Genomic DNA, 23,901 nt, shown 5'->3' with positions numbered 1-23,901 from the left:
ACTAGAAGTCTAAGGCTCGCTTGCTTACAAATACTCTTTGAGCATTAGTGATGGGATCTAAAAAAGATATTTCCTTTGCTAATAGCTGCAAAGGCTTTGAAAGATCTAAATCATATTCTTGATATGGCGTAAGGATTGGATAAATCTGGTCATCTTTAATTGGTATGCCTAAGGTATTGAGGTGGCAACGGAGTTGATGTTTCTTACCGCTACCTGGTGTGAGTCGATATTTAGCCCAAGGCTTGCTTGGAGCAATGATCTCAATGAATGTATCGGTATTAGGCTCGCCCTCCACCTCCATCATTTGTAAGAAATGCTCTGATTCCTCAAGACGACTCTGATAGGTCATTGGCAGCTTTGAATTGAGTGCCTCGGAATAAGGAGCGATCGCTTCATAAATCTTCGTGACAACTCTATCTCTAAACAGATTCTGATATGAAGCTCTCTCGTCTGGCTTAATAGAAAAGATCACGAGCCCAGCAGTATCACGATCAATGCGATGAATAGGGCTTAGGGTTTGAATACCAGTTTTTTTCTTGAGTCGGTTGAGTAAAGTCTGATGCAAGTACAGGCCACTTGGAGTCACTGGTAAGAAGTGCGGTTTATCTGCGACTAGGATATGTTCATCTTGGAAGAGAATCTCTTCTTCAAAGGGTATTTCTGGTTCGCGGGCCAAGCGCCTAAAGTAAATCAAGTGGGTGTTGGGTTGATATGCACTACTTGCCTCAAGAGCCTCTCCCTCGGCATTTAATACTAGACCTTGAGCAAAGCGATCTTCCCACTCCTTGACTTCGATATGAGGAAACTGAGCGATAAAGAATTGTAATAAATTTGGGTAAGGCTGATCAGCAGGCAAAAATACCCGCGATGCTGAGACTCCTTCAGAATTAACTTGCATGCCAATAGCGCTCTTTAATCCATAGGGCAATGCTTACCAACCCAATCATGATAGGAACTTCTACTAGAGGCCCTATTACCGCTGCAAAGGCTGCGCCAGAGTTAATCCCAAAGACTGCAATTGCAACAGCAATCGCTAATTCAAAGTTATTACTGGATGCCGTAAAAGATAAAGTGCAGCAGCGCTTGTAATCAATGCCCATCTTGGCTGTGATTACAAAAGTGGCTAGGAACATCACTCCAAAATAGATCAGCAATGGAATGGAGATGGTGAGAACATCACCTGGAAGCTGAAGAATGAGTTTTCCCTTTAGGCTGAACATGACTACGATAGTAAAGAGCAGCGCAATCAATGTGAGCTTACCAATTTTTGGCACAAAGTGCTCGTGATACCAATCTTTAGAGACAAACTTGAGCATCACAAATCTTGTGAATAGCCCTGCAATACAAGGAATGCCCAAATAGATAAAGACGGTCTTAGCAATCTCACCGATTGTGATGTTGATGTTTGATCCAGTAAGGCCAAATAATGGTGGCAACACGGTTAGAAATACGTAGGCATATAGACTAAAGAATAGAACTTGGAAGATCGCATTAAAGGCAACCAAGCCTGCAGCGTATTCGGTAGATCCTTTAGCAATATCATTCCAGACAATCACCATTGCAATACAAGGCGCAATCCCAATCAGAATAAGGCCTGCCATGTATTCAGGCTGGGTGGGCACAAAAGTAATTGCCAGAAAGAACATGAAGATTGGGGCAATAATCCAGTTCATCAGAAAAGCAATCGCAAAGATCTTTTTATCTCTAAATACATCTGGCAGATCTTCATATCTCACCTTAGCAAAGGGTGGATACATCATGAGTATTAAACCAATAGCAATGGGATAATTAGTGCTACCCACCTGAAAGGAGTTAATAAAGCCCTCTACTCCAGGCAAGAAATAACCTAGGGCAATACCTAAAGCCATAGCAGAAAAAATCCAGACCGTTAAATAGCGATCTAAAAAAGAAAGTTTTTTAGTAAGTGTGCTCATGATTTGGAATGGATCTCTTTCAGACTCATAGCATCTAACTTATCTAAAGGCATGGCAGCTAGAATATCGACTCTCTTTTTAAGGCCATTCATCACGCTGATAAATGCTGCTTTCTTTTCAATATCAGTACCCTGGACTTGTGAAGGATCAGGAAATCCCCAGTGGGCTGTCACTGGCTGACCAGGCCAATGGGGGCATACTTCACCAGCCGCGTTATCACATACCGTAATAATGAAATCCATCTTTGGGGCATCAGGCTGCGCAAACACATCCCAACTTTTGGATTTCAGTAAGTAAGTATCCAGACCCAACTCTTTTGCAATCTGGGCGGCATATGGGTTCACGCTTGTGCCAGGAGTTGAGCCTGCAGAAAAACCTCTAAGCTTACCGCTTGGGTGTGTAGAAGCTAAGGCCTCCCCAATAATCGAGCGAGCTGAATTATGAGTGCAGAGAAAAAGAATATTGTATTGCTTCATGCTAATTTCGCTTTCTTCAAAACTTTGACTGGAATGCAAGATTCGCCATCACAGCAGTTTTCTAACAAGAACCCACTTAAATCTTGCACGAGCCCTGCATTAGGACGATAGATCAGGTTACGACTTTGTCTTTCAACCAAGAGTAAGTCTGCTTTCACCAATTCTTTTAAATGAAAACTCAGGGTTGCATTGGGGATACCCAATTTCTCAATAATTTGACTGGGAGTAAGTCCTTTATCACCACGCTGGACAATCAGACGGAAGACGTTGAGACGAGATTCCTGCCCTAACGCCAGAAAAGCTTGTATTGCATCTGTATTTTTCATATTTCCAATTATATAGAAATATATATGATGGATTCATGACAATCAAAAAGCCACCCGAAGGTGGCTTTTCTTGTCTAGCTTGAGGCGCTTACTCGCGTGAAGCCTTCTTACGATCATGTTCCTTGAGGTGACGCTTACGAACCCGCACGCTCTTTGGAGTAACTTCCACTAATTCGTCATCGCTAATGAATTCCACTGCATATTCAAGAGTTAGATCAATTGGGGTCACTAAGCGGACCGCCTCATCCGTACCAGAGGAGCGTACGTTGGTTAGTTGTTTCCCTTTAATTGGGTTCACAACTAAGTCGTTATCACGACTATGAATACCGATGACCATACCTTCGTAAACAGGATCGCCATGCTTTACAAACATGCGACCACGGTCTTGTAATTTCCAAATGGCATAAGCAACTGCTTCGCCATCATCTTGACTAATGAGTACGCCATTATGACGTTCACCCAAAATGCCATCTTTAGCAGGAGCGTAAGAGTCGAAGGTATGACTCATTAAGCCATTACCACGAGTCATGGTCATGAAGTCACCTTGGAAGCCAATCAGGCCGCGTGCTGGAATACGGTACTCCAGACGCGTGCGTCCTTTTCCGTCACTCACCATATCTTGCAGTTCGCCTTTACGCTTACCCAAGTCTTCCATCACAGCGCCTTGGGTTGCGTCTTCAACGTCAACTGTTAAATTCTCATACGGCTCCATCTTCACGCCATCTTCTTCATGGAAAACAACGCGTGGACGAGAAACAGCCATTTCATAGCCCTCGCGACGCATGGTCTCAACCAAGATGGTCAGATGCAATTCACCACGGCCGGATACTTCAAACACAGTATCGTCATCAGTCTCTTTAACGCGCAGTGCCATATTCGATTTCAATTCGCGATCTAAACGCTCACGAATCTGACGGCTAGTAACAAACTTACCTTCACGACCTGCAAATGGGCTGGTGTTCACCATGAAGTTCATGGTCAAGGTTGGCTCATCGATCTTCAACATTGGCAATGCTTCAGGCGTATCAACTGCACAGACAGTCGTGCCAATCGCTAACTCTTCAATACCGTTAATCAACGCGATATCACCAGCAAAAGCTTCCTCAACAACCTCACGCTCCAAGCCTTTGAATTTCAATACTTGGTTAACACGTCCTTTAAATGGCACACCATCTGGGCCATTCATACAAATCACTTCCATGCCAGGCTTAACACGGCCACGGTTCACACGACCAACACCAATCTTTCCAACATAACTGTTGTAGTCAATTGAAGAGATCTGAAACTGCAAAGGACCATCAGGATTATCGTCACGGACAGGAACATGCTTTAAGACAGCGTCGAACAGAGGGCGCATATCGCCCTCACGAACATCTTCTGTCAAGCCTGCATAGCCATTCAAGCCAGAGGCATAGATGATTGGAAAATCGAGCTGCTCTTCAGTAGCGCCGAGTTTGTCAAACAACTCAAAGGTTGCATTGATAACGTAATCGCAGCGAGCACCTGGACGGTCAACCTTGTTAATCACCACAATCGGCTTCAAACCAAGTGCTAGCGCTTTCTTGGTTACGAAACGTGTCTGTGGCATTGGGCCCTCAACTGCATCCACTAAAAGCAATACACCGTCAACCATAGACAACACACGCTCTACTTCACCACCAAAGTCAGCATGTCCTGGGGTATCAACAATATTGATATGAGTACCGTCGTACTCTACTGAGCAGTTCTTGGACAAAATAGTAATGCCACGCTCTTTTTCTAAGTCGTTTGAGTCCATGACGCGTTCGGTCATTTTTTCATTCGAGCGGAATGTGCCTGATTGGCGTAAGAGTTGGTCAACCAGAGTAGTTTTACCGTGGTCAACGTGGGCGATGATGGCGATATTACGAAGTGCGCGTTTAGTCATGTGAAGCTTCTAAAGTTAAAGATAGGTACAAGGGTTATTAAGATGCCTGCGAAATCAAACGCTTAGGATGCAAGACCCCAGAGCGCCAATCAGCAGTGCCAATAAAGTTATGAGGTGCAGCAGTAGCACGATAAATACGCACTAGCGCTTCAATCGAAGGCAAATTGAGAGGCACACGTTGTCCCATCTCTAAGCGCTTCGCTTGTTGCTCGTCCACTGTTAAGTGAGGTAAGGTTTGCAGCAATGCATCTACTGGCAAGATGTAGTTAGAGCTATTTTGTAAACCACTCTGAATGGATTCAATCGTAAATGACTGCTCTAGATTTAAGTGCCCTACTTCAGTTCGGCGTAAGCCAACTAAGTGAGCACCACAGCCAAGAGCATTGCCAATATCTTCTGCCAATACGCGAATATAAGTACCTTTACTACATGAGACCTCTAGAGTCGCTACTGGCCACTGAATATCAGTCCAACGAATTTGATGAATCGTGATCTCGCGCGCAGCACGCTCTAACTCAAGGCCAGCACGGGCATATTCATACAAAGGTTTGCCATCGCGCTTTAACGCTGAATACATTGGTGGAACTTGAGAAATCGGCCCGCTAAATTTTGGGAGTAATGCCTCTAATGCTTTTCTGATTTCTGCTTCACTTGTAAATACTGGCAAAGGAAATTCTTCAATAGTGCTACCTTCTGCGTCACCTGTATCCGTACGTGAACCAAATTTGACTTTAGCAATATACGTTTTGTCAGCTTCTAATAAATCTTGAGAATACTTAGTGGCCTCACCCAAGCAAATGGGCAAAAGACCTGTTGCCATCGGATCTAAAGTACCCGTATGACCAGCTTTATCAGCATTAAATGCGCGCTTGACTGCAGTGACTGCTCCCTGGGAACTCATTCCTGCGGGTTTATCTAGCAGCACTACGCCGTCGATCCGAATAGCCATGAAATTATTGGACTTCGTCTTTGCGATCACTGTCTACTGCTTGATCGATCAATCGAGACATCTCTATGCCATGTTCAACTGAGCTGTCATAGTGAAAGTGCAAGGTTGGAACGGTATGAATATGCAAACGCTTAAATAATAAAGAATGTAAATACCCTGCTTTTTCTTGGAGTGCCTTTAATACATGCTCAGGCTCAGCACCTAAGACAGTAAAAAACACCTTGGCATGTGCTAAATCGGACGTGAGCTCAATACTTTGCAACGTAATTAAGCCTAAGCTAGAACTACGCAACTCGCGCGGAATCAGCTCGGCCAGGTCTCGCTGAATTTGATCAGCAAGACGCTGGTTACGATGCGGGCTAGATTTATGCATGTGCTTAAAACTAGAGTGAACGAGCTACTTCGGTAACTTCAAATACCTCAAGTTGATCACCTTCTTTAATCTCGTTGTAGCCTTTCAATGAAAGACCACACTCAACACCGGCACGAACTTCTTTAGCATCGTCTTTGAAGCGCTTGAGTGAGTCAAGCTCACCAGACCAGACAACCACGTTGTCACGTAACAGACGAACGCTTGATGTACGCTTAACAATACCGTCAACTACCAAGCAACCTGCAATGGCGCCAACCTTAGATACCAAGAAGACTTGACGGATCTCAACGAGACCGGTGATTTCTTCTTTCTTATCTGGTGTCAACATACCACTCAGAGCCAACTTCACTTCATCAACAGCGTCATAAATAATATTGTGATAACGAATATCAACGCCATTGTTCTCGGCTAACTTACGCGCTGCAGCATCCGCACGGGAGTTAAAGCCAATAATGACGGCCTTAGAAGCAACCGCTAAGTTCACATCCGTTTCAGTAATTCCGCCTACTGCTGCATGAACAATTTGCACTTTAACTTCAGCAGTGGAGAGTTTTTGCAATGATTGTGACAAAGCTTCCTGTGAACCTTGAACGTCGGCCTTGATAATCAAAGGTAACAGCTTTGCTTCAACCGCGCCCTCTTCCATATTTTCCATCATGGTTTCGAGCTTGAATGCCTGTTGCTTAGCTAATTTCACATCGCGGAACTTACCTTGACGGAAGAGCGCAATCTCACGAGCCTTACGCTCATCAGGAACTACTTGCACTGATTCACCGGCAGCAGGAACTTCAGCTAAACCTTGAATCTCTACTGGAATCGATGGGCCAGCCTCATTACATGGCTTACCGTTTTCATCCATCATTGCGCGTACGCGACCAAATGTAGAACCTGCTAACAACATATCGCCACGCTTCAGAGTCCCAGACTGGACTAGTACTGTAGCAACTGGACCGCGGCCTTTATCTAGGCGAGCCTCAATGACCAGGCCTTGTGCCGGAGCATCTTTAGGCGCCTTCAGCTCAAGAATTTCAGCTTGTAAGAGAACGTTCTCTAACAAAGCATCAATGCCTTCGCCAGTTTTTGCTGATACTGAAATAAATGGCACATCACCACCGTATTCCTCTGGAACCACTTGCTCAGCAACCAATTCAGTTTTAACGCGCTCTAAGTTCGCATCGGGCTTATCAATTTTGTTGATCGCTACAACAATTGGAACGCCACCAGCTACTGCATGGTGAATCGCTTCCTTAGTTTGCGGCATCACACCGTCATCAGCCGCCACTACCAAGATCACGATATCCGTTGCCTTAGCACCACGAGCACGCATCGCCGTAAAGGCTTCATGACCTGGCGTATCTAGGAAGGTAATCATGCCGCGTGGTGTTTCCACGTGATATGCGCCAATATGCTGAGTAATACCACCAGCTTCACCGGTAGCTACTTTTGCTGTACGAATCTTATCAAGCAAGGAAGTTTTACCGTGGTCAACGTGACCCATTACGGTCACTACTGGTGGACGTGATAATAATTCAGCATCATGACCAGCAATACCAAGATCTAAATCCGGATCATCTAATCTAGCAGCATGGGCTGTATGGCCCATCTCTTCAACGATAATCATTGCAGTATCTTGATCGAGTACTTGGTTAATCGTTACCATCTGACCCATGCCCATCAGGAGCTTGATCACTTCAGCGCTTTTCACTGCCATTGCATGAGCTAGCTCAGCTACAGTAATAGTTTCTGGAACTTGTACGTCATGCACTACTTTTTCTGTAGGTACTTGGAAGTTCGTATCCACATTGGCTTCAGCAATTTGACGTTGCTTTCTACGGCCACCGCCTGAACGCCAACCGCCTATACCGCCAGAGCTATCGCCACGAGTTTTCAGGCCGCCTGGCTTCTTAGCGCCTTCTTCTTGCCAAGTAGAGGATGTCTCTGAAGACTTAATCGTTTTACCGCCAACCTTAGCTGGGGATTTTTTCTTATCCTCTGCACCTTCTACTTTTGCAGGCTTATGTAAGGTTCCTTTTTTCGCTTCTTCAGCAGCAACTTCACTTGGTGCCTTGAGAACGCGAGCTGGTGTACTCATCATGTCGCGAATAGCCAAAGCTTCAGCCTCAGCAGCAGCGCGACGAACCCGAATCTCAGCTAATTCTTTTTCTTTGCTTACAGCTAAATCTTTTGCAGCCTTTTCAGACTTTGTTTTTTTCTCAGCTGCAGAAGCATCTTTAGCGGCTTCTGGGTCTTTATCAACCGTCTCAGCAGCTGCTTTTTGACGAGCATCTTCTTCCGCCTTCATTTCCGCTTCTTGACGAGCCAATAACTCGGCTTGACGGGTCGCTTCTGCGGCGCGTTTTTCTAATTCTTCTACAGGAAGGGTTGGTTTAACTGCTGCAGCCTTAGCTGGTTTAGCTTCTGGTACAGGCTCAACAGGTGCCGCAGCCTCTTCCCCACGCTTTACTAGGACACGTTTTTTACGTACCTCAACCTGCACGGTACGAGTACGTCCAGCAGAGTCTGCTTGACGGATCTCAGAATTCTCGCGCTTGATTAAAGTAATCTTTTTACGAGCGCCAGTCTCAGCATTGCCGTGTGCTTTTTGCAAATGTTCGAGTAGAACTGTTTTGTCCTTCTCGGTAATGCTCTCGTCCTCAGAACCTTTTTCGATTCCAGCTGCCTTCAATTGCTCTAAAAGGTCAACCGCAGTTCGTTTCAGTTCCTTGGCGAGTGCTTTTACTGTTGTTGTTGCCATGTACTACTTCCTCTCATGAAGTAAACCAATGTTCGCGCGCTTTCATGATGAGCGTTTTCGCAGTTTCTTCGTCAATTTGTGTCGCCTCAACTAGCTCATCAACAGCTAGTTCAGCAAGGTCGTCACGGGTGTGAACTTGATTGTCAGCAAGCCTAGCAATCAGCTCCGTTGTCATTCCATCTAAAGAACGTAAGTCTTGGGAAACTTCCCCAACACGCTCTTCTTTTGCCAACTCCATAGTCAACAAGGAATCACGAGCACGAGTACGCAACTCATTCACAGTATCTTCGTCGAAAGAATCAATCTCGAGCATTTCAGAAAGCGGTACATAGGCCACTTCTTCCAAGGTGTTGAAACCCTCTTCAATCAAGATATCGGCTACTTCTTGGTCAACGTCTAATTTATCCATAAATAACTGACGTACGGAAGAGGCTTCTTTTTCGGTTTTCTCAGCAGACTCTTCTGGGGTCATTATGTTGATCTGCCAACCTGTCAAATCACTTGCCAAGCGAACGTTCTGTCCACTGCGGCCAATCGCAATTGCCAAGTTTTCTTCATCAACCACAACATCCATCGCATGACGCTCTTCATCAACCACGATTGAAGAAACTTGCGCTGGAGCTAAAGCCCCAATCACAAACTGAGCTGGGTCTTCAGACCACAACACAATATCGACTGCTTCGCCGGCAACTTCGTTACGAACTGCAGTAACGCGGGTACCACGCACGCCTACACAGGTACCGATTGGATCGATACGCTTGTCATACGTGACGACAGCAATCTTGGCACGAATACCAGGGTCACGAGCTGCACCCTTAATTTCTAATAAACCTTGCTCCATCTCTGGAACTTCATTCTCAAAGAGTTTGATCAAGAAGTCTGGGCAAGTACGGGAGAGTTCAATCTGTGGGCCACGTGCTTCACGATCCACCTTCAGGATGTATGCGCGCACACGGTCACCAGAACGTAAATTCTCTTTTGGAATCATTTGATCGCGACGCAATAAAGCTTCAACACGACCAGATTCAATGATCAAACCATTCTTGTCAGCGCGCTTCACGGTACCGGTCATGACTTTTTCGCCACGCTCAAGGTAGTCGTTCAAAATTTGCTCACGCTCAGCATCACGAATACGTTGCAAAATCACTTGCTTAGCAGCTTGCGCACCAATTCGGCCAAATGCTAAAGATTCGATCTGCTCTTCGATGTAGTCGCCAACTTCCATATCGGCAAGCTGCTCTTGGGCTTCAAACTGCAGAATCTCTTTATCAGGCTCTTGTAGGCCAGCTTCATTGGGTACAACCAACCAGCGACGGAAGGTTTCGTATTCACCCGATTCACGATCAATCGATACACGAATATCGACATCTTCATTTGGGTAACGTTTCTTAGTGGCTGATGCCAACGCCATTTCGAGCGCCTCAAACACAATAGTCTGATCAACGTTCTTTTCGCGCGCTAGGGCGTCTGCCAACATGAGAACTTCTCGGCTCATGACTTTCTTCCTTTGAAATCAATAACAGGGACCAACCGAGTCTTATCGACCTCGGCTAAAGAGAACTCCAATTGAGAGGGCTGACCATCAGCACCCTCAAACACCAAACCAAACTTCGCATCAGGTGAATTCAATTCACCAGTCAGTAAGCCTTGCAACACACCGCGATAATTCTTACGGCCGCCAGCGGCAACACGCAACTTTAAATCCACTTCCATTCCAGTAAAGCGCTCAAAATCTGCCGCACTCTTCACAGGGCGATCTAAGCCTGGTGAAGAAATCTCCAAACGCTCGTAAGGAATGTTCTCAACTGGCAATGCGTAGCTCAGCTGATGACTTACCTTCTCGCAATCGAGGACATTAATCAAACGCTCGTAATCGGGATTTTCAATCGTGACGCGCAACAAGCCTCCGGCTTCACGCTCAATATCTACTAACGTGTAACCTAAGTTTTCCAGCTCTGCAGAAATTACCTGCTGATCCTTCACGACTTTCCTTCATACCAAAATGGCAAAAAAAAATGGGCCTTGAAGCCCATATTCTCGAAATTCAGAACAGGCCGACTTACGTTGATCGCAACATCAGTCGGTAACTACTAAAAACAGCAAAACACTGCTGTCAGTCAAAAATTATAGCTGATTTTAGGGAAAACTGTTAGAAATCAGAAGCTTTCGCCTGGATTACGAGGCTTTCTGGGGCCCTTATTGAAGGGTTTTCGCCCTTTTGGCGCACCCCGTTTGGGTCCATTTCCAGGACTTTGGGGTGCGGCTGTCACAAAAGCAGACTGGCCATGGTGTACTTTTTTGCCTTTATTGCGGTTCTGACCTTGGCCTTGACCCCCTTGCCCACCCTGACTACCCTGTCCAGGTCTGCCACCTTGGGTGCGGCCACGGAAAGGACCGCGCCCTTCGCCTGAGCCACCACCGCCAGGATTGGCATTTCTGCCCTGATGGGTCATGCCATTGTGGCCGCTAGCAAGAGTTAAGGCATCGCGTGAGCCCCAGTAAGAAACTGAGGTTTGCATTGGATCAGGCTGAAAATCTGCACCGGCAGAATTACGACTTTGACCGTTTGGGTTTGGATTACGGCCCTTATCTTGCGGCTGTGGCATTTTTAAGCCTGCAGACTTCATCAAGTTATAGATGCCGCCAGCCTCAACCTCCTCCCATTTACCCCGCCTCAAACGTGGAGGTAATAAGAACATGCCATAACGCGTACGAATCAAACGTGACACTGTATGGCCTACAGTTTCAAACATGCGGCGCACTTCACGATTGCGGCCTTCACTCAAAGCAACGTGATACCAACGATTTGCACCATCGCCACCACCTACTGCAAGACGCAAAAATTTTGCTTGGCCATCATCAAGCTGGATGCCACTCTTGAGTTGCGCCATGGAGTCTTGCCCAAGCTCACCCAAAATACGCACTGCGTATTCACGCTCAACGCCATAACGGGGATGCATTAATCGATTCGCCAGCTCACCAGAGGTAGTGAATAACAAAAGACCTTCGGTATTAAAGTCCAAACGACCTACTGCAATCCAGCGCCCTTGACGCGGCTTAGGCAGGCGATCGAAAACTGTTGGACGTCCTTCTGGATCAGATTGACTCACAATCTCACCTGCAGGCTTGTGATACAAAATCACGCGTGGTGGTTTAGTCTGAATCTTGCGATGTACTGGTTTGCCATTAATACGCACTTGATCGGTTGGGCCAATACGTTGGCCAATGTGCGCAGGCAACGCGTTGACCGATACGCGACCCTGAATAATCAAGTCTTCCATATCGCGGCGCGAGCCCATACCAGCGTCAGCTAATACTTTATGCAGTTTGACAGTATCTTCATCGTCAGCATCATCATCTAAACCATCAAGATCTGACCAAACTTCATCGCGCATGCTGAGCGGTAACTCATCGACGTTCGCAAATTGCAAGCTACTGACTTCTTCTTCAGTTGGCGCATCAGGATCTTCATCTTCACGCGAACCTTGTGCACGTTGTTCACGACGCTCTGCACCTGTCTGATGAGAAACTTCATTCTCATTAAAGCCATCTGGATTTTTCACTTCTAATGCCTCGGGGGCATCTAAAGCAGCATCAAATTCACCTGAAACTACTGAAGCAAATAGCGCTTCAATATCAGCAGGATTTGGAGCTAACTTAGCAGAAATATTAGGGCCACCCTCTCTTGGAGCATGGGGGGCATCGCCTTCACGACGAGGGCGATCCTTATTAAAAGGACGCTTCTTATTAAATGGATGTTTCCCTGTTCCAGCACGACGGGGATGCCGAGGCCCACGCTCTCCACCCTCACGACCTTCCGCTTTATTGCCATCCCCATTGGATGGCGCTGCTTCAGTGCTTGATGGAATTGCCGATGGATTTACTACCGGGGATGAATCGTTTTCGTTAGAGCTTGTCATTAATTATTGTTTTGTTTCGTCTGATTGTTCTTCAGACTCAGGGGTAACTTCTTCTACTACTTCATTGATGATCACAGTTTCTACTGTGGCATCTGGATCAAATTCGATAATCGCTTGGCCTAACTGCTCTGCTGCTGCCATTGGTGCTGCATCTTCTAAGATGGGCAGGCTTTGCAAATTAGTCAAACTCAAGTCATCTAAAAATTGTTTGGTAGTGGCATATAAACCGGGGCGACCGATGGTCTCTTTATGACCAATAATCTCTACCCAACCGCGATCTTCTAATTGCTTCATCACATTAGTACTTACAGCAACACCCCGAATTTCTTCAATCTCACCACGGGTAACTGGTTGACGGTAAGCGATAATCGCCAAGGTCTCCATCACTGCACGAGAATACTTTGGGGGCTTCTCAGGCGTTAAACGATCCAAATACTCGCGCATGGATAAGCGACTCTGAAAACGCCAGCCAGTCGCAATATGCACCAGCTCCATTCCTTTGTCATCCCAGGCTCGCTGAATCTCGATTAAGACTTCATCGATATCCGCAGTAGTGATGTCTTCAATAAATAAGCGAGACAAATCAGCAACGCTCAATGGTTCCTGTGCGCACAGGAGGGCTGTTTCAATAACGCGCTTGTTGTGATCGTCCATAAAATTCGGGCTATCAGGAATATCCTGATGAGGCTTTAAAAAATGTATTTCAGTAATGGGTTTGGGGTGTTCTCTAGCTACTACGAACAATCCATCTCATGAATTCTAGTTGGGGATTGGTTCGCGCCGAAACGAAGTCCTTTTCGTTCACCGTGTACCCATTATAAGGTAGGCTCAATACAATAGCCATATGCACAATATTTCATCAAAACCCCAGATTCAGTCATTTGAGGATCCAGGCTCCCTAGAGCGCCGTCGCCTACTGGGTCTAGGGATTGGAATTGGCGCCCTACTGGGGGCTGCAAGCCTCTCCTCATGCAGTCTGATTGGGAGCAAAAAACCGGTTATTGGCTTGGTACTCGGTGCCGGAGCAGCCAGAGGCTTTGCCCATGTGGGCGTGATTAAGGCATTAGAAGCACAAGGCATTCGGCCTGACATCGTGGTTGGTAGTAGCGCTGGCAGTGTTATTGCAGCCCTTCTGGCTTCAGGCGCATCGGGCAATGATCTCAATCGCCTGGCCCTGAATCTGGATGAAGCGACCATTGCCGACTGGGGTCTGCCCTTTGCCGGACGTTTTGGTGGTCTCATTAAAGGGGATGCACTACAAAACATGGTCAATCGGGAAGTCCAAAATAAAACGATTGAGCAAATGCGCATACCTCTAGGAATTGTGGCAACGGATTTGCAATCAGGCAAAGGCGTCCTTTTTAGAAGCGGCAATACTGGGCAGGCTGTGCGTGCATCATGCAGCGTTCCAGGGGTGTTCCAGCCTACAGTCATTAGTGGCAAAGAATATGTCGATGGTGGATTGGTAGCACCAGTGCCGGTGAGTTATGCAAGACAGATGGGGGCAACCATCGTGATTGCAGTCAATATTTCTTCAGAGCCAGCCCATCAAGACGCTAGCGGTACGTTTGGAATTCTTCAGCACACCATTTCAATTATGCAAAACAGCATTAACCAGTTCGAACTCAAGAGTGCTGATATTGTGATTACCCCACAACTCAAGCAAATGAGTAGTGGTGATTTCAAATCTAGGAATGCGGCCATCCTTGCAGGAGAGGCAGCTACTCAGGAGCAAATGGCTTTGATTAAGGAAAAGCTAAAGGGCTAGAGAGCCCAGGCCTTATAGGCTGCGTGACTTACGCTTGAGATTTTTGACTTCGTTTAGAAGTTCTCGACGCTCAGAGTCATTGAGGTTATCGCTACCATCTAAGCGGCGCGCCCCATCGAAACGCTTATCCCAATACAAACTTCCAAGATCGTCAACCCGAACAGCGGTGCCCTTGGATGGAGAGTGGATAAATTTATTGTCGCCTACATAAATACCAACGTGAGAAAAAGTTAAGCGCATCGTATTAAAAAATACGAGGTCACCTGGCTGCAACTCATCACGATTAATAGGCTTACCAACGCGACTCATTTGCGTGGATTTGCGTGGTAATAAAAATCCCAGCTTGTCTTTGAAAACATAGCCAACAAAACTGCTGCCGTCCAAACCAGACTGAGGTAACTCAGTATCGGAGCGATAACGAACGCCAATGACTTCCATGGCACGGTCAATTAACTCTTCTGATTTTCCAGAAACGGTATCGACCAAGCGGTCAGAAACACGGTAAAGATAAGAGCGACCCGCCTGAAACATGCTTTCTTTAGGAACAACTGCTTCGGCAGGGGCGTCACTAGGTGTATCGACTGCATAGGTCGACACAGAAACGGCTAAGCCCAAGGCAAAACCTAGGAACTTGAAAAGTAGCGCTTTTTTCAGTGACATCGAATCAGTTTAACAAAGAACCTTTGATTAACCAAATCCTGACTCTAGTCTTAAGTCTATGTTTCTAAAGAAAATTTATCCTCAGAATGGGGCATATGCACCAAATTAGCCCATCTAAGGAGTATTTCACTACCCTATTAAGCCAACTCAGCCGCAGCAAAAAGTTCCTTGGTATAGGTCTGGCGTGGAGACTTAATGAGGGTTTCAGTATCCCCAAACTCCACTACTTTGCCGTCTTTAAGGACCATCACCTCATGGGACATTGCTCTGATCACGGCCAAATCATGACTAATCATGAGATAGGCCAAGTTGTACTTCTTTTGCAATTCAGTCAACAGTGCCAGTACTTGCTTTTGTATGGAGACATCTAAAGCGGAAGTGGGTTCATCTAAAACCAAAATTTGTGGGCGCAAAATCAGCGCTCTGGCAATAGCGATGCGCTGTCTTTGCCCACCAGAGAACTCATGTGGATAGCGTGTGAGTGCCGAGCGATCAATCCCCACTTCTTTCAGAATATCCAACACACGATTTTCACGTTCAGTAGCTGAGAGTTTCGGAAAGTGAACATCTAAGCCCTCAGCCACAATTTCCATCACGTTCATACGCGGAGATAAAGAGCCAAATGGATCCTGAAAAATAACTTGTAAGCTCGAACGCATGGCACGGCGCTCTACTGGTTTGAGTGTTTGCCAATCACTTCCCAGAACATCCACCTCTCCAGAAACCTGTGCTGCAGAATCCCCCAACAAACCTAGCACAGCCATACCAAGCGTAGTCTTACCAGAGCCTGACTCGCCAATCACACCAATGGTTTGCCCCTGCTTTAAGTTAAAGCTGACCTTCTTTAATACCTTATGCGCCGGTGCTTTTTTAAACCAAGAGGAGGATTCTGAACTGGGATAAGCAACCGATAAATCTTCGGTCTTGAGTAAAACAGGTGCTAGGGGCATGACAGGAGCTAAATCTCTGACAGGCCCACTATTGACTAGCGCCTTTGTGTAGGGATCGGTTGGCTGGGTGAAGACTTGCTTGGTAGGTCCTGACTCCATCAAGTTTCCTTGATGTAACACTGCCACACGCTGAGCAAAGTGTTTTACCAAATTGAGATCATGCGTAATCAATAAGATTCCCATCCCGCCTTGATCCTTAGATTCTTCTTGGAGCTCTTTGAGTAAATCTAAAATCTGCAGACGCAAACTCACATCAAGTGCAGTTGTCGGCTCGTCTGCAATTAAGAGGCGTGGCTTACAGGCTAGTGCCATTGCAATCATGGCGCGCTGCCTTTGGCCGCCTGAGAGCTGGTGTGGATAAGAATGAAAGCGCCGTTCAGGCTCAGGAATACCAGTCTTTCTGAGGAGATCAATCGCAGCATCGATGCAATCTGATTTAGAAATCAGGGGTTGATAAATTTGGACAGCTTCAATAATTTGATTGCCGACTGTGAATAAGGGGTTAAGCGCTGTCATCGGCTCCTGAAATACCATCGCAATTTCTCGACCACGAATTTCACGGATATCTTGGATTGGTAATGAGAGCAAATCAACTGTGCCCTGACCATCTTTCTGATTCCATAAAATCTTTCCAGATACCTTAGCACCCTCGGGCTCAAGTCGTAAGGGAGCTAAAGCAGTAAGTGTCTTGCCAGAGCCAGACTCACCTACAAGCGCAACCCGCTCACCAATGCCAATTTCTAAATCGAGATGATTCACCGCAAACTTTTCACGGCGCCCTGATCCAAATGAAATAGAAAGATTTTCATAACGCAGCAAGCTCATGAGCGACCTCCGCTCATCGCGCCCGATTTACGAGAATCAAATGCATCGCGCAATGCCTCACCCATAAACGTCAGCAACAGTAGAGTTGCCACTAGGACAACAAAGGTCGATAAAGAAATCCACCAGGCGTCTAAGTTCCCTTTACCTTGCGAGAGCAATTCTCCAAGACTGGGAGTGCCAGGCGGGACGCCCAGACCCAAGAAATCCAAACTCGTCAGAGACAAAATGGCAGCGCTCATCCGAAATGGCAAAAAGGTAATAACCGGAGTCAAGCTGTTTGGCAGAATATGACGCCACATAATTTGCACATTCGTTAGTCCTAATGCACGTGCTGCCCGAACATACTCCAAGGCACGATTACGAAAAAATTCTGCACGGACATAGTCAGATAAACCCATCCATCCAAATGCAGCCAAGAGGATGATTAGTAAGGAAACGCTGGGATTAAAGATCGAGGCAAAAATAATTAGCAGATATAACTCTGGCATTGCTGACCAAATTTCAATCAGGCGTTGTGAGATCAAATCAAACTTGCCACCAAAAAATCCCATCAAGGATCCTGTAATAATGCCCACACTCACCCCTACTATCGTGAGCGCCAAACCAAACAAAATGGATAAGCGGAATCCGTAAATCAGACGTGCTAAGACATCACGCCCACGATCATCAGTGCCAAGCCAGTTTTCCCAAGAAGGCGGCGCTGGATTGGGGACCTTTGAGAAGTAATTCAGTGTCTCGTAGCTGTAGTGAATTGGGGGATAGATTGACCAGTTACCATTGCTCGTAATGTTTTGACGAATATCGGGGTCCAAGAAATCGGTTGGGGTTGAGAAGTCGCCACCAAATACCGTCTCTGCCTGATTCTTTACAATTGGGAAATAGAAATGTCCCTCGTAACGCACAACTAAAGGTTTGTCATTAGCAATCAGTTCGGCGCACATAGACAAGACGAACAGGACCATGAAGATCCATAAGCTGGCGTAACCAACGCGACTGTGCTTAAAGCGCTGCCAACGACTCATGAACCGCCTCCAGCGCCAAACTGAATCCGAGGATCGATATAAACGTAGCAAAGATCCGATATGAGCTTAGTAAACAAACCAATGAGGGTAAATAAATACAAGGTGCCGAACACCACTGGGTAATCTCTGCGCATCACAGACTCATACGAGAGCAAACCAAGCCCATCTAATGAAAACAGTGTTTCAATCAAGAGCGAGCCGGTGAAGAATGCGCCGATGAAGGCTGCTGGGAAGCCTGTTACCAGAGGCAAAAGTGCATTGCGGAATACGTGCTTCCAAAGTACTTGTTGTTCAGTAAGGCCTTTTGCTCTCGCAGTCAAAACATACTGTTTACGAATCTCTTCTAAGAAGGAGTTCTTAGTCAACATGGTGACAACTGCAAAACTGCCAAGCACTGAAGCAGTGATTGGCAGAACCAAATGCCATAAATAGTCCATCACCTTGCCGATCAAACTCAGATCACTCCAGTTATCTGAAGTGAGACCTCTCAAGGGAAATATTTGCAGGAAGCTGCCGCCACCAAAGATGACTAAAAGCAAAACTCCCAAGACAAATCCTGGAATGGCATAGCCTACTAATATGATGCTGCTGGTCACGGCATCAAAGCGCGAGCCATCCCGCACTGCCTTTGCAATGCCCAGCGGAATCGAAACCAAATACGTGATGAAGAAGGTCCACAAACCAATGCTGATAGACACTGGGAGTTTCGAAACAACCAATCCCCAGACACTTTCATGTTGGTAATAGCTTTGACCTAGATCGAATCTGGCAAAACGACCAAGCATCATGAAGTAACGCTCTAACGGTGGCTTATCAAACCCATAAAGTGCTTTTACTTCCTCTAAGCGTTGGGCATCTATGCCCTGACGTCCACGATAAGTAGCGCCAGCACCAGAAGATTCTGTACCTCCAACCCCAGCATCACCTTTGCCTTTGAGCTCCAATACCATTTGCTCGACTGGGCCGCCCGGCACAAACTGCACTACTGCAAAAGTCAAAGTCAGAACGCCCAATAGAGTTGGAATCATCAAGAGCAGGCGTTTAAAGATGTAAGCGCGCATTTGTCCTTGCATTATTTAGACTCCTCTTTCCACCAGTTTTGCATAATCCAAGGCTCGGCTGAATAATACAAAGGAGGCTCGGGGTAGCGCATCTCTTTCCGAAAGGCAACGCGGTGAGTTGGGTTGTACCACTGCGGTATCACGTAATAACTATTCCACAGGACTCGATCAAGCGCCCTACAAGCAGCCCGCAACTCTTCGCGATTCTGGGCTTTAGTAATCTCTTCAATTAAGGCATCAACAACGGGCGACTGCATACCGATGATATTGTCTGAGCCTTTTTCCTTTGCGGCCTGACTACCAAAACGATCCCATAATTCATTGCCAGGATTTTGCGAGTCTGGAAAACGGGTTGTAGTCATATCAAAGTCGTATTCATCCATCCGCTTTTGATACAAGGCAAAGTCACTGGTGCGAATATCTAGCTGGATGCCTAACTTTTCCAAGTTTCGACTGTAAGCAGAAATTACTCTCAAGAAGAATCCTCCGCTTTCCACCATTTCCATACGAAAAGGTTCGCCCCTTTCGTTACGCAAAGCGCCATCTCGGTACTGCCAGCCTGCATGCATTAATAGTTCACGGGCTTTCTTTAAATTCTGACGCAAGCTGTCTGGTGACTTTGTAGATGGCGGTGCCGGCATAGGACCAAATACCGCATCAGGCACCCATTGCGGATATTTAGCCTTGAGCGGCCTCAATAATTTCAACTCTGCTTCAGTAGGGTTCCGTGGGCCATCAAAGTTGGCACTCAAATCACTATTGGTGAAGTAGCTGTTGATACGGCCATATTGATCGAAAAATATTTGACGGTTGAGCCATTCGAAATCCAAAGCTAAACCCAATGCTTGGCGAACGCGCACATCCTTAAAAATTGGTTTACGCACATTCATGGCAAAACCTTGCATCCCTGCGCCATTGTGATTTAAGAATGCCTTCTTCGATAAAGTGCCGTTTTCAAACTTAGAACCTACATAACCCTTTGCCCAAATCTTGGCGCGGTATTCAACAATGGCATCAAACTCTCCTGCCTTAAACGCCTCAAGGCGGACTGCATCATCGCTATATAGCTTGTAAAGTACCCGATCAAAGTTATAAAAACCCACGCGCACATTTAAAGGCTTACTTACTTGATCAGCCCAGTATTGCGGGTTTCTTTTATAGGTAATTGATTTACCAGCTTTAAAGGATTCAATCAGATACGGGCCGCTACCCACCGGGACTTCAAAGGCAATCTTCTCAAAAGGAACAATGCTGCCATCTGCCTTCTTTCCCCAATTGCGAGAAAAGATTGGGAGCGTTCCAGCCAAGATCGGGAGTTCAGCGTTATTGTTCTTAAAATCAAAACGCACTGATCGATCGGAGATTACTACCGCTTCTTTGATGTCTGCAAAAGTGGTTTTGTATCTTGGGTGCGCTTTGCCACTCATCAGCACATCAAAACTATATTTAACGTCTGCAGCCAAGACAGATGTGCCATCCGAAAACTTTGCTTCCGGACGAATCCGAAACGTGACTGACTTATGATCTGCAGCCACCGCAATATCTTCTGCGAGCAAACCATAAATACTCGATACCTCATCCGCACTGCCTTCAGCCAAAGACTCAAACATCAATTCAATTCCGGGAGCAGTCACACCACGCAGGGTATATGGATTGAACTTATCAAAACTGGTTCTTTGCCCCGGGTTCGGCAAAGTCAGGGTGCCACCCCTAGGGGCATTTGGATTCACATAATCAAAATGGGCAAATCCATCAGGATATTTAGGCTTGCCATACTGGGAAATCCCCTGAGCTGCCTGCGCTGCATTAGCCCCAAGCCCTAGAAGCATGGCTAGCAGGAAGATATATCTAATGTGGCGAATGGGGTTTAGGGTAGGCATATATGCAACAATTGTAGATAGCTAATCATATTTGAAGCAAAGGACACAACATGGGCTTTCTCTCCGGCAAAAAAATCCTCATTACCGGCCTCCTCTCTAACCGTTCCATTGCCTATGGTATCGCCAAGGCCTGTCACCGCGAAGGCGCTGAACTGGCCTTTACCTATGTAGGAGAGCGCTTTAAGGACCGGATCGTGGATTTTGCAAAAGAATTCAATACCGAGCTCATTTTTGACTGCGATGTCGGTAGCGACGAGCAGATTTCTGCCCTCTTTACGGATTTAGCCAAATCTTGGCCTCAGTTTGATGGCTTTGTTCATGCGATTGGCTTTGCTCCCCGCGAAGCGATTGCTGGGGACTTTTTAGAAGGGCTCTCCCGCGAGGGTTTCAAGATTGCCCATGATATTTCCGCATACAGTTTTCCTGCAATGGCCAAAGAAGCATTGCCGATGTTGCGTGATAAATCATCCTTACTCACATTGACCTACTTAGGATCAATGAAGACTGTTCCAAACTACAACACCATGGGTTTAGCAAAAGCTTCTTTAGAGGCATCCGTGCGCTACCTCGCTGGTTCAGTTGGACCAAAAGGGATTCGTGCAAACGCTATCTCTGCTGGCCCAATTAAAACTTTGGCCGCTTCTGGAATTAAAGGCTTTGGAAAAATTTTAGAAGCTGTTGAGCAAACTGCTCCACTGCGTCGCAACGTCACGATTGATGATGTTGGTAATGCGGCTGCCTTCTTGCTCTCTGATCTAGCAAATGGCATCACTGCTGAAATCATTTATGTGGATAACGGCTTTAGCCAAGTGATTGGTGGGATGGAAGAAGCTTGAACATTCCACTTGGTGAGGCCCTCAAGTTTTGGGCCAAACTTGGCTTTATTAGTTTTGGTGGGCCCGCAGGACAAATCGCTGTCCTACATCAAGAGTTGGTTGAGAAGCGTCGCTGGATTTCTGAGCGGCGCTTTTTACATGCTCTCAACTACTGTATGTTGCTACCTGGGCCAGAAGCGCAGCAACTAGTGACCTATATAGGCTGGCTGATGCACCGCAGCTGGGGCGGTATTCTGGCTGGAACTCTTTTTGTATTGCCGTCACTATTTATTCTGATTGCCTTGTCTTGGGTTTATTTGACTTTCGGACAAGTGCCTTGGATTGCTGCAATCTTTTTTGGCATTAAACCTGCAGTAGTTGCGATTGTGTTGCACGCAGCTGTGCGCATTGGTAAGCGCACGATTCATAACAATGCATTGAAGTGGATTGCCTTCGGCTCTTTTTTAGCGATCTTCGTTTTGAATCTCGCCTTTCCGATTATTGTCATGATTGCTGCCGCAATTGGTTACTGGGGAGGCAAACGTTATCCAGAGTATTTTGAGCAAACAGGTTCACACACAAACTCCAAAGAGAAAAATTACGGTAGCGCCCTCATTGATGACCACACTCCAACACCTGTGCATGCGCAATTTAATATTCAGAAAACCATACGCCACAGTGTGATTGCATTGACTTGCTGGCTACTGCCGATTGCAGGATTGATTACAATTTTTGGCTGGAAGACCCTTTACCCAGAAATTGCTTGGTTCTTTACCAAAGCAGCCCTACTGACGTTTGGTGGTGCTTACGCCGTACTGCCGTATGTATATCAAGGTGCTGTAGATCATTTTCATTGGCTCAGCGCCAATCAAATGATTGATGGTTTAGCCCTTGGTGAAACCACCCCTGGACCACTTATCATGGTCGTTGCCTTTGTGGGTTACTTGGCTGGTCACATTCAACACCTGATTGGTTATAGCAATCCATTCTGGTTTGGGGTGATTGGTGCTTGCGTTGCTACTTGGTTTACTTTTTTGCCTTCTTTCTTTTTTATTCTAGTCGGCGGCCCCCTGATTGAATCTACTCATGGCAAGCTTGGCTTTACTGCACCACTTACTGCTATTACCGCTGCGGTGGTTGGCGTCATTGCCAATTTGGGCCTGTTTTTTGCCTATCACGTGTTTTTACCAAGCGGTCTGGGCGCCTCTATTTCCTGGATATCGATCATCATCTGTGGATTAGCGGGACTGGCTCTATTTAAGTTCCAAAAAGGGGTGATGACTGTTATAGGAGGGTCTGCATTAGCTGGTCTTCTGGTTTACCTTGCTGCAGTGTTAATAGGCTAAGGCAGTTTCTCAAGATTGGCATAATAGAACTTATGCGAATCGAATCTCAAACCATCACCCACTTACAAGAATGGCTCGGTAAAACTGAGTCTGTACAAGATATTGTTACAGCTGCGCCTGTGCGTGCATTATCGGCAACTTTGGATCGCGATGATCCGGCTCCAAGTAAAGGTGCTTTTTTACCTGAACTATGGCACTGGCTGTATTTTCTTCCACATGCCCGCGAATCGGAGATTGGTGCTGATGGCCATCCCAAGCGGGGCGGCTTTCTTCCTCCAGTCCCACTGCCACGTCGCATGTGGGCAGGTAGCCGGATCCAGTGGCTAGCGCCGCTTGCTGTAGGCGATGAGATTGAGCGCATTTCCAAAATTGAATCCGTCACACATAAAGCAGGCCGCACCGGTGATTTGATTTTTGTTTTAGTGAAACATCAAATATCAAACCAACAAGGTCTTGCCATCGTTGAAGAACATGACATTGTCTATCGCGATGCCCCAGGTCCTGATGACAAGCCAGTTGCCCCTACTCCTGCACCAAGCGATGCGAAGTGGACTAAGACCATCACGCCTGATGATGTGTTGCTATTTCGTTACTCAGCACTCACCTTTAATAGTCATCGCATTCACTACGACCGTAAATACGTTACCGAAGTTGAAGGCTATCCAGGTCTGATTGTTCATGGCCCATTGATTGCCACTCTTTTGGTAGATTTAGTCCGTCAAAGTATTCCGGGCTGCAAGCTTAAGAGCTTTGAGTTCCGCGCAATTCGCCCAAGCTTTGATATCAATATCTTCAAAGTATCCGCTAAGCCTGATTTAGAAAAAGATCCAAGTGGCAAAACGATTGCTATTTGGGCGCAGGATCATGAAGGCTGGCTAACCATGCAAGCCACTGCTGTTTTGGTATAACGTATCAGCACTAATAAGAGAATATTT

At 46.3% G+C, this 23,901-nt stretch carries 21 protein-coding genes; 4 read left to right on the top strand and 17 right to left on the bottom strand.

What is annotated here, in order from left to right; all coding sequences use genetic code 11:
• Position 1: 1 nt before the first annotated feature.
• The 12 genes from ICN29_RS10195 to scpB all read right to left on the bottom strand — a co-directional run bounded on the left by ICN29_RS10195 (position 2) and on the right by scpB (position 13,293).
• Positions 2-898 carry a pseudouridine synthase gene (locus ICN29_RS10195; RefSeq protein ID WP_216132852.1) on the bottom strand — a complete coding sequence of 299 codons (897 nt, stop codon included), beginning with the start codon at positions 896-898 and terminating at the stop codon, positions 2-4.
• Entirely contained in the window at positions 888-1,934 is a 1,047-nt protein-coding gene (gene arsB / locus ICN29_RS10190; protein WP_216132850.1) for an ACR3 family arsenite efflux transporter, read from the bottom strand. The genes ICN29_RS10195 and arsB overlap by 11 nt, the downstream gene beginning before the upstream one ends.
• Positions 1,931-2,410, bottom strand: a complete 480-nt coding sequence (locus ICN29_RS10185; RefSeq protein ID WP_216861528.1) for an arsenate reductase ArsC — start codon at positions 2,408-2,410, stop codon at positions 1,931-1,933. The genes arsB and ICN29_RS10185 overlap by 4 nt, the downstream gene beginning before the upstream one ends.
• Entirely contained in the window at positions 2,407-2,736 is a 330-nt protein-coding gene (locus ICN29_RS10180; protein ID WP_216132848.1) for an ArsR/SmtB family transcription factor, read from the bottom strand. Before ICN29_RS10180 ends, ICN29_RS10185 begins: the two co-directional genes overlap by 4 nt.
• An 88-nt stretch (positions 2,737-2,824) precedes the next feature.
• Complete coding sequence (gene typA / locus ICN29_RS10175; RefSeq protein ID WP_216132846.1) at positions 2,825-4,642, bottom strand: translational GTPase TypA; 1,818 nt, start codon at positions 4,640-4,642, stop codon at positions 2,825-2,827.
• A gap of 37 nt (positions 4,643-4,679) precedes the next feature.
• On the bottom strand, positions 4,680-5,591 hold the full coding sequence (gene truB / locus ICN29_RS10170; protein ID WP_216132844.1) for a tRNA pseudouridine(55) synthase TruB: 912 nt from the start codon (positions 5,589-5,591) through the stop codon (positions 4,680-4,682).
• A 4-nt stretch (positions 5,592-5,595) separates the two neighbouring features.
• A complete protein-coding gene (gene rbfA, locus ICN29_RS10165) occupies positions 5,596-5,964 on the bottom strand; it encodes a 30S ribosome-binding factor RbfA (protein WP_216132842.1) in 369 nt (122 codons plus the stop codon).
• Between the two features lie 10 nt (positions 5,965-5,974).
• A complete protein-coding gene (gene infB, locus ICN29_RS10160; RefSeq protein WP_216132840.1) occupies positions 5,975-8,719 on the bottom strand; it encodes a translation initiation factor IF-2 in 2,745 nt (914 codons plus the stop codon).
• A gap of 13 nt (positions 8,720-8,732) precedes the next feature.
• Positions 8,733-10,214 carry a transcription termination factor NusA gene (gene nusA, locus ICN29_RS10155; protein WP_216132838.1) on the bottom strand — a complete coding sequence of 494 codons (1,482 nt, stop codon included), beginning with the start codon at positions 10,212-10,214 and terminating at the stop codon, positions 8,733-8,735.
• On the bottom strand, positions 10,211-10,702 hold the full coding sequence (gene rimP, locus ICN29_RS10150; protein WP_216132837.1) for a ribosome maturation factor RimP: 492 nt from the start codon (positions 10,700-10,702) through the stop codon (positions 10,211-10,213). The genes nusA and rimP overlap by 4 nt, the downstream gene beginning before the upstream one ends.
• Positions 10,703-10,875: 173 nt before the next feature.
• Positions 10,876-12,639: a pseudouridine synthase gene (locus tag ICN29_RS10145; protein WP_216132835.1), complete on the bottom strand. Its 1,764-nt coding sequence runs from the start codon at positions 12,637-12,639 to the stop codon at positions 10,876-10,878.
• A 3-nt stretch (positions 12,640-12,642) separates the two neighbouring features.
• Positions 12,643-13,293, bottom strand: coding sequence for an SMC-Scp complex subunit ScpB (gene scpB / locus ICN29_RS10140; protein ID WP_216132833.1), 651 nt, complete (start codon positions 13,291-13,293; stop codon positions 12,643-12,645).
• Positions 13,294-13,483: 190 nt separating this feature from the next.
• Between scpB and ICN29_RS10135 the strand changes: the two genes are divergently transcribed.
• Positions 13,484-14,407 (top strand): patatin-like phospholipase family protein, encoded by a 924-nt coding sequence (locus ICN29_RS10135; protein WP_216132831.1) that lies wholly within the window; start codon positions 13,484-13,486, stop codon positions 14,405-14,407.
• A gap of 12 nt (positions 14,408-14,419) precedes the next feature.
• On the opposite strand, the gene ICN29_RS10130 is transcribed toward ICN29_RS10135, so the two are convergent.
• The 5 genes from ICN29_RS10130 to ICN29_RS10110 all read right to left on the bottom strand — a co-directional run bounded on the left by ICN29_RS10130 (position 14,420) and on the right by ICN29_RS10110 (position 20,805).
• Positions 14,420-15,067, bottom strand: coding sequence for a C40 family peptidase (locus tag ICN29_RS10130; RefSeq protein WP_216132829.1), 648 nt, complete (start codon positions 15,065-15,067; stop codon positions 14,420-14,422).
• Between the two features lie 137 nt (positions 15,068-15,204).
• Positions 15,205-16,842: an ABC transporter ATP-binding protein gene (locus ICN29_RS10125; protein ID WP_216132827.1), complete on the bottom strand. Its 1,638-nt coding sequence runs from the start codon at positions 16,840-16,842 to the stop codon at positions 15,205-15,207.
• The gene (locus tag ICN29_RS10120) at positions 16,839-17,864 is read right to left on the bottom strand and encodes an ABC transporter permease (RefSeq protein WP_216132825.1); all 1,026 of its coding nucleotides are present in this window, start codon (positions 17,862-17,864) and stop codon (positions 16,839-16,841) included. The genes ICN29_RS10125 and ICN29_RS10120 overlap by 4 nt, the downstream gene beginning before the upstream one ends.
• A complete protein-coding gene (locus tag ICN29_RS10115) occupies positions 17,861-18,925 on the bottom strand; it encodes a microcin C ABC transporter permease YejB (RefSeq protein ID WP_216132983.1) in 1,065 nt (354 codons plus the stop codon). The genes ICN29_RS10120 and ICN29_RS10115 overlap by 4 nt, the downstream gene beginning before the upstream one ends.
• A gap of 11 nt (positions 18,926-18,936) precedes the next feature.
• Positions 18,937-20,805, bottom strand: coding sequence for an extracellular solute-binding protein (locus tag ICN29_RS10110; RefSeq protein WP_216132823.1), 1,869 nt, complete (start codon positions 20,803-20,805; stop codon positions 18,937-18,939).
• Positions 20,806-20,855: 50 nt separating this feature from the next.
• Between ICN29_RS10110 and fabI the strand changes: the two genes are divergently transcribed.
• From fabI to ICN29_RS10095, 3 genes are read left to right on the top strand one after another with little or no spacing between them, the layout of a single operon-like run.
• Positions 20,856-21,641, top strand: coding sequence for an enoyl-ACP reductase FabI (gene fabI / locus ICN29_RS10105; protein ID WP_216132821.1), 786 nt, complete (start codon positions 20,856-20,858; stop codon positions 21,639-21,641).
• Complete coding sequence (gene chrA, locus ICN29_RS10100; protein ID WP_216132819.1) at positions 21,638-22,966, top strand: chromate efflux transporter; 1,329 nt, start codon at positions 21,638-21,640, stop codon at positions 22,964-22,966. Before fabI ends, chrA begins: the two co-directional genes overlap by 4 nt.
• Before the next feature lie 32 nt (positions 22,967-22,998).
• Complete coding sequence (locus ICN29_RS10095) at positions 22,999-23,874, top strand: HTD2 family dehydratase (RefSeq protein ID WP_216132817.1); 876 nt, start codon at positions 22,999-23,001, stop codon at positions 23,872-23,874.
• Positions 23,875-23,901: the final 27 nt, after the last annotated feature.

It is taken from the genome of Polynucleobacter nymphae, from assembly GCF_018882155.1.
GTDB classification, from domain to species: Bacteria; Pseudomonadota; Gammaproteobacteria; order Burkholderiales; family Burkholderiaceae; genus Polynucleobacter; species Polynucleobacter nymphae.
The sequence above is the reverse complement of the archived record's forward strand: the minus strand, read 5'-3'. Positions and strand labels throughout refer to the sequence as shown.

Excerpts from the sequence above, each read along its gene's own strand:
- arsB (WP_216132850.1), bottom strand. The coding sequence starts at position 1,934 with ATGAGCACACTTACTAAAAAACTTTCTTTTTTAGATCGCTATTTAACG.
- infB (WP_216132840.1), bottom strand. The coding sequence starts at position 8,719 with ATGGCAACAACAACAGTAAAAGCACTCGCCAAGGAACTGAAACGAACT.
- nusA (WP_216132838.1), bottom strand. The coding sequence starts at position 10,214 with ATGAGCCGAGAAGTTCTCATGTTGGCAGACGCCCTAGCGCGCGAAAAG.
- scpB (WP_216132833.1), bottom strand. The coding sequence starts at position 13,293 with ATGGACGATCACAACAAGCGCGTTATTGAAACAGCCCTCCTGTGCGCA.
- ICN29_RS10115 (WP_216132983.1), bottom strand. The coding sequence starts at position 18,925 with ATGCGCGCTTACATCTTTAAACGCCTGCTCTTGATGATTCCAACTCTA.
- truB (WP_216132844.1), bottom strand. The coding sequence starts at position 5,591 with ATGGCTATTCGGATCGACGGCGTAGTGCTGCTAGATAAACCCGCAGGA.
- typA (WP_216132846.1), bottom strand. The coding sequence starts at position 4,642 with ATGACTAAACGCGCACTTCGTAATATCGCCATCATCGCCCACGTTGAC.
- ICN29_RS10145 (WP_216132835.1), bottom strand. The coding sequence starts at position 12,639 with ATGACAAGCTCTAACGAAAACGATTCATCCCCGGTAGTAAATCCATCG.
- ICN29_RS10110 (WP_216132823.1), bottom strand. The coding sequence starts at position 20,805 with ATGCCTACCCTAAACCCCATTCGCCACATTAGATATATCTTCCTGCTA.
- ICN29_RS10130 (WP_216132829.1), bottom strand. The coding sequence starts at position 15,067 with ATGTCACTGAAAAAAGCGCTACTTTTCAAGTTCCTAGGTTTTGCCTTG.
- rbfA (WP_216132842.1), bottom strand. The coding sequence starts at position 5,964 with ATGCATAAATCTAGCCCGCATCGTAACCAGCGTCTTGCTGATCAAATT.
- ICN29_RS10195 (WP_216132852.1), bottom strand. The coding sequence starts at position 898 with ATGCAAGTTAATTCTGAAGGAGTCTCAGCATCGCGGGTATTTTTGCCT.
- ICN29_RS10135 (WP_216132831.1), top strand. The coding sequence starts at position 13,484 with ATGCACAATATTTCATCAAAACCCCAGATTCAGTCATTTGAGGATCCA.
- ICN29_RS10185 (WP_216861528.1), bottom strand. The coding sequence starts at position 2,410 with ATGAAGCAATACAATATTCTTTTTCTCTGCACTCATAATTCAGCTCGC.
- ICN29_RS10095 (WP_216132817.1), top strand. The coding sequence starts at position 22,999 with ATGCGAATCGAATCTCAAACCATCACCCACTTACAAGAATGGCTCGGT.
- ICN29_RS10180 (WP_216132848.1), bottom strand. The coding sequence starts at position 2,736 with ATGAAAAATACAGATGCAATACAAGCTTTTCTGGCGTTAGGGCAGGAA.
- fabI (WP_216132821.1), top strand. The coding sequence starts at position 20,856 with ATGGGCTTTCTCTCCGGCAAAAAAATCCTCATTACCGGCCTCCTCTCT.
- ICN29_RS10120 (WP_216132825.1), bottom strand. The coding sequence starts at position 17,864 with ATGAGTCGTTGGCAGCGCTTTAAGCACAGTCGCGTTGGTTACGCCAGC.
- ICN29_RS10125 (WP_216132827.1), bottom strand. The coding sequence starts at position 16,842 with ATGAGCTTGCTGCGTTATGAAAATCTTTCTATTTCATTTGGATCAGGG.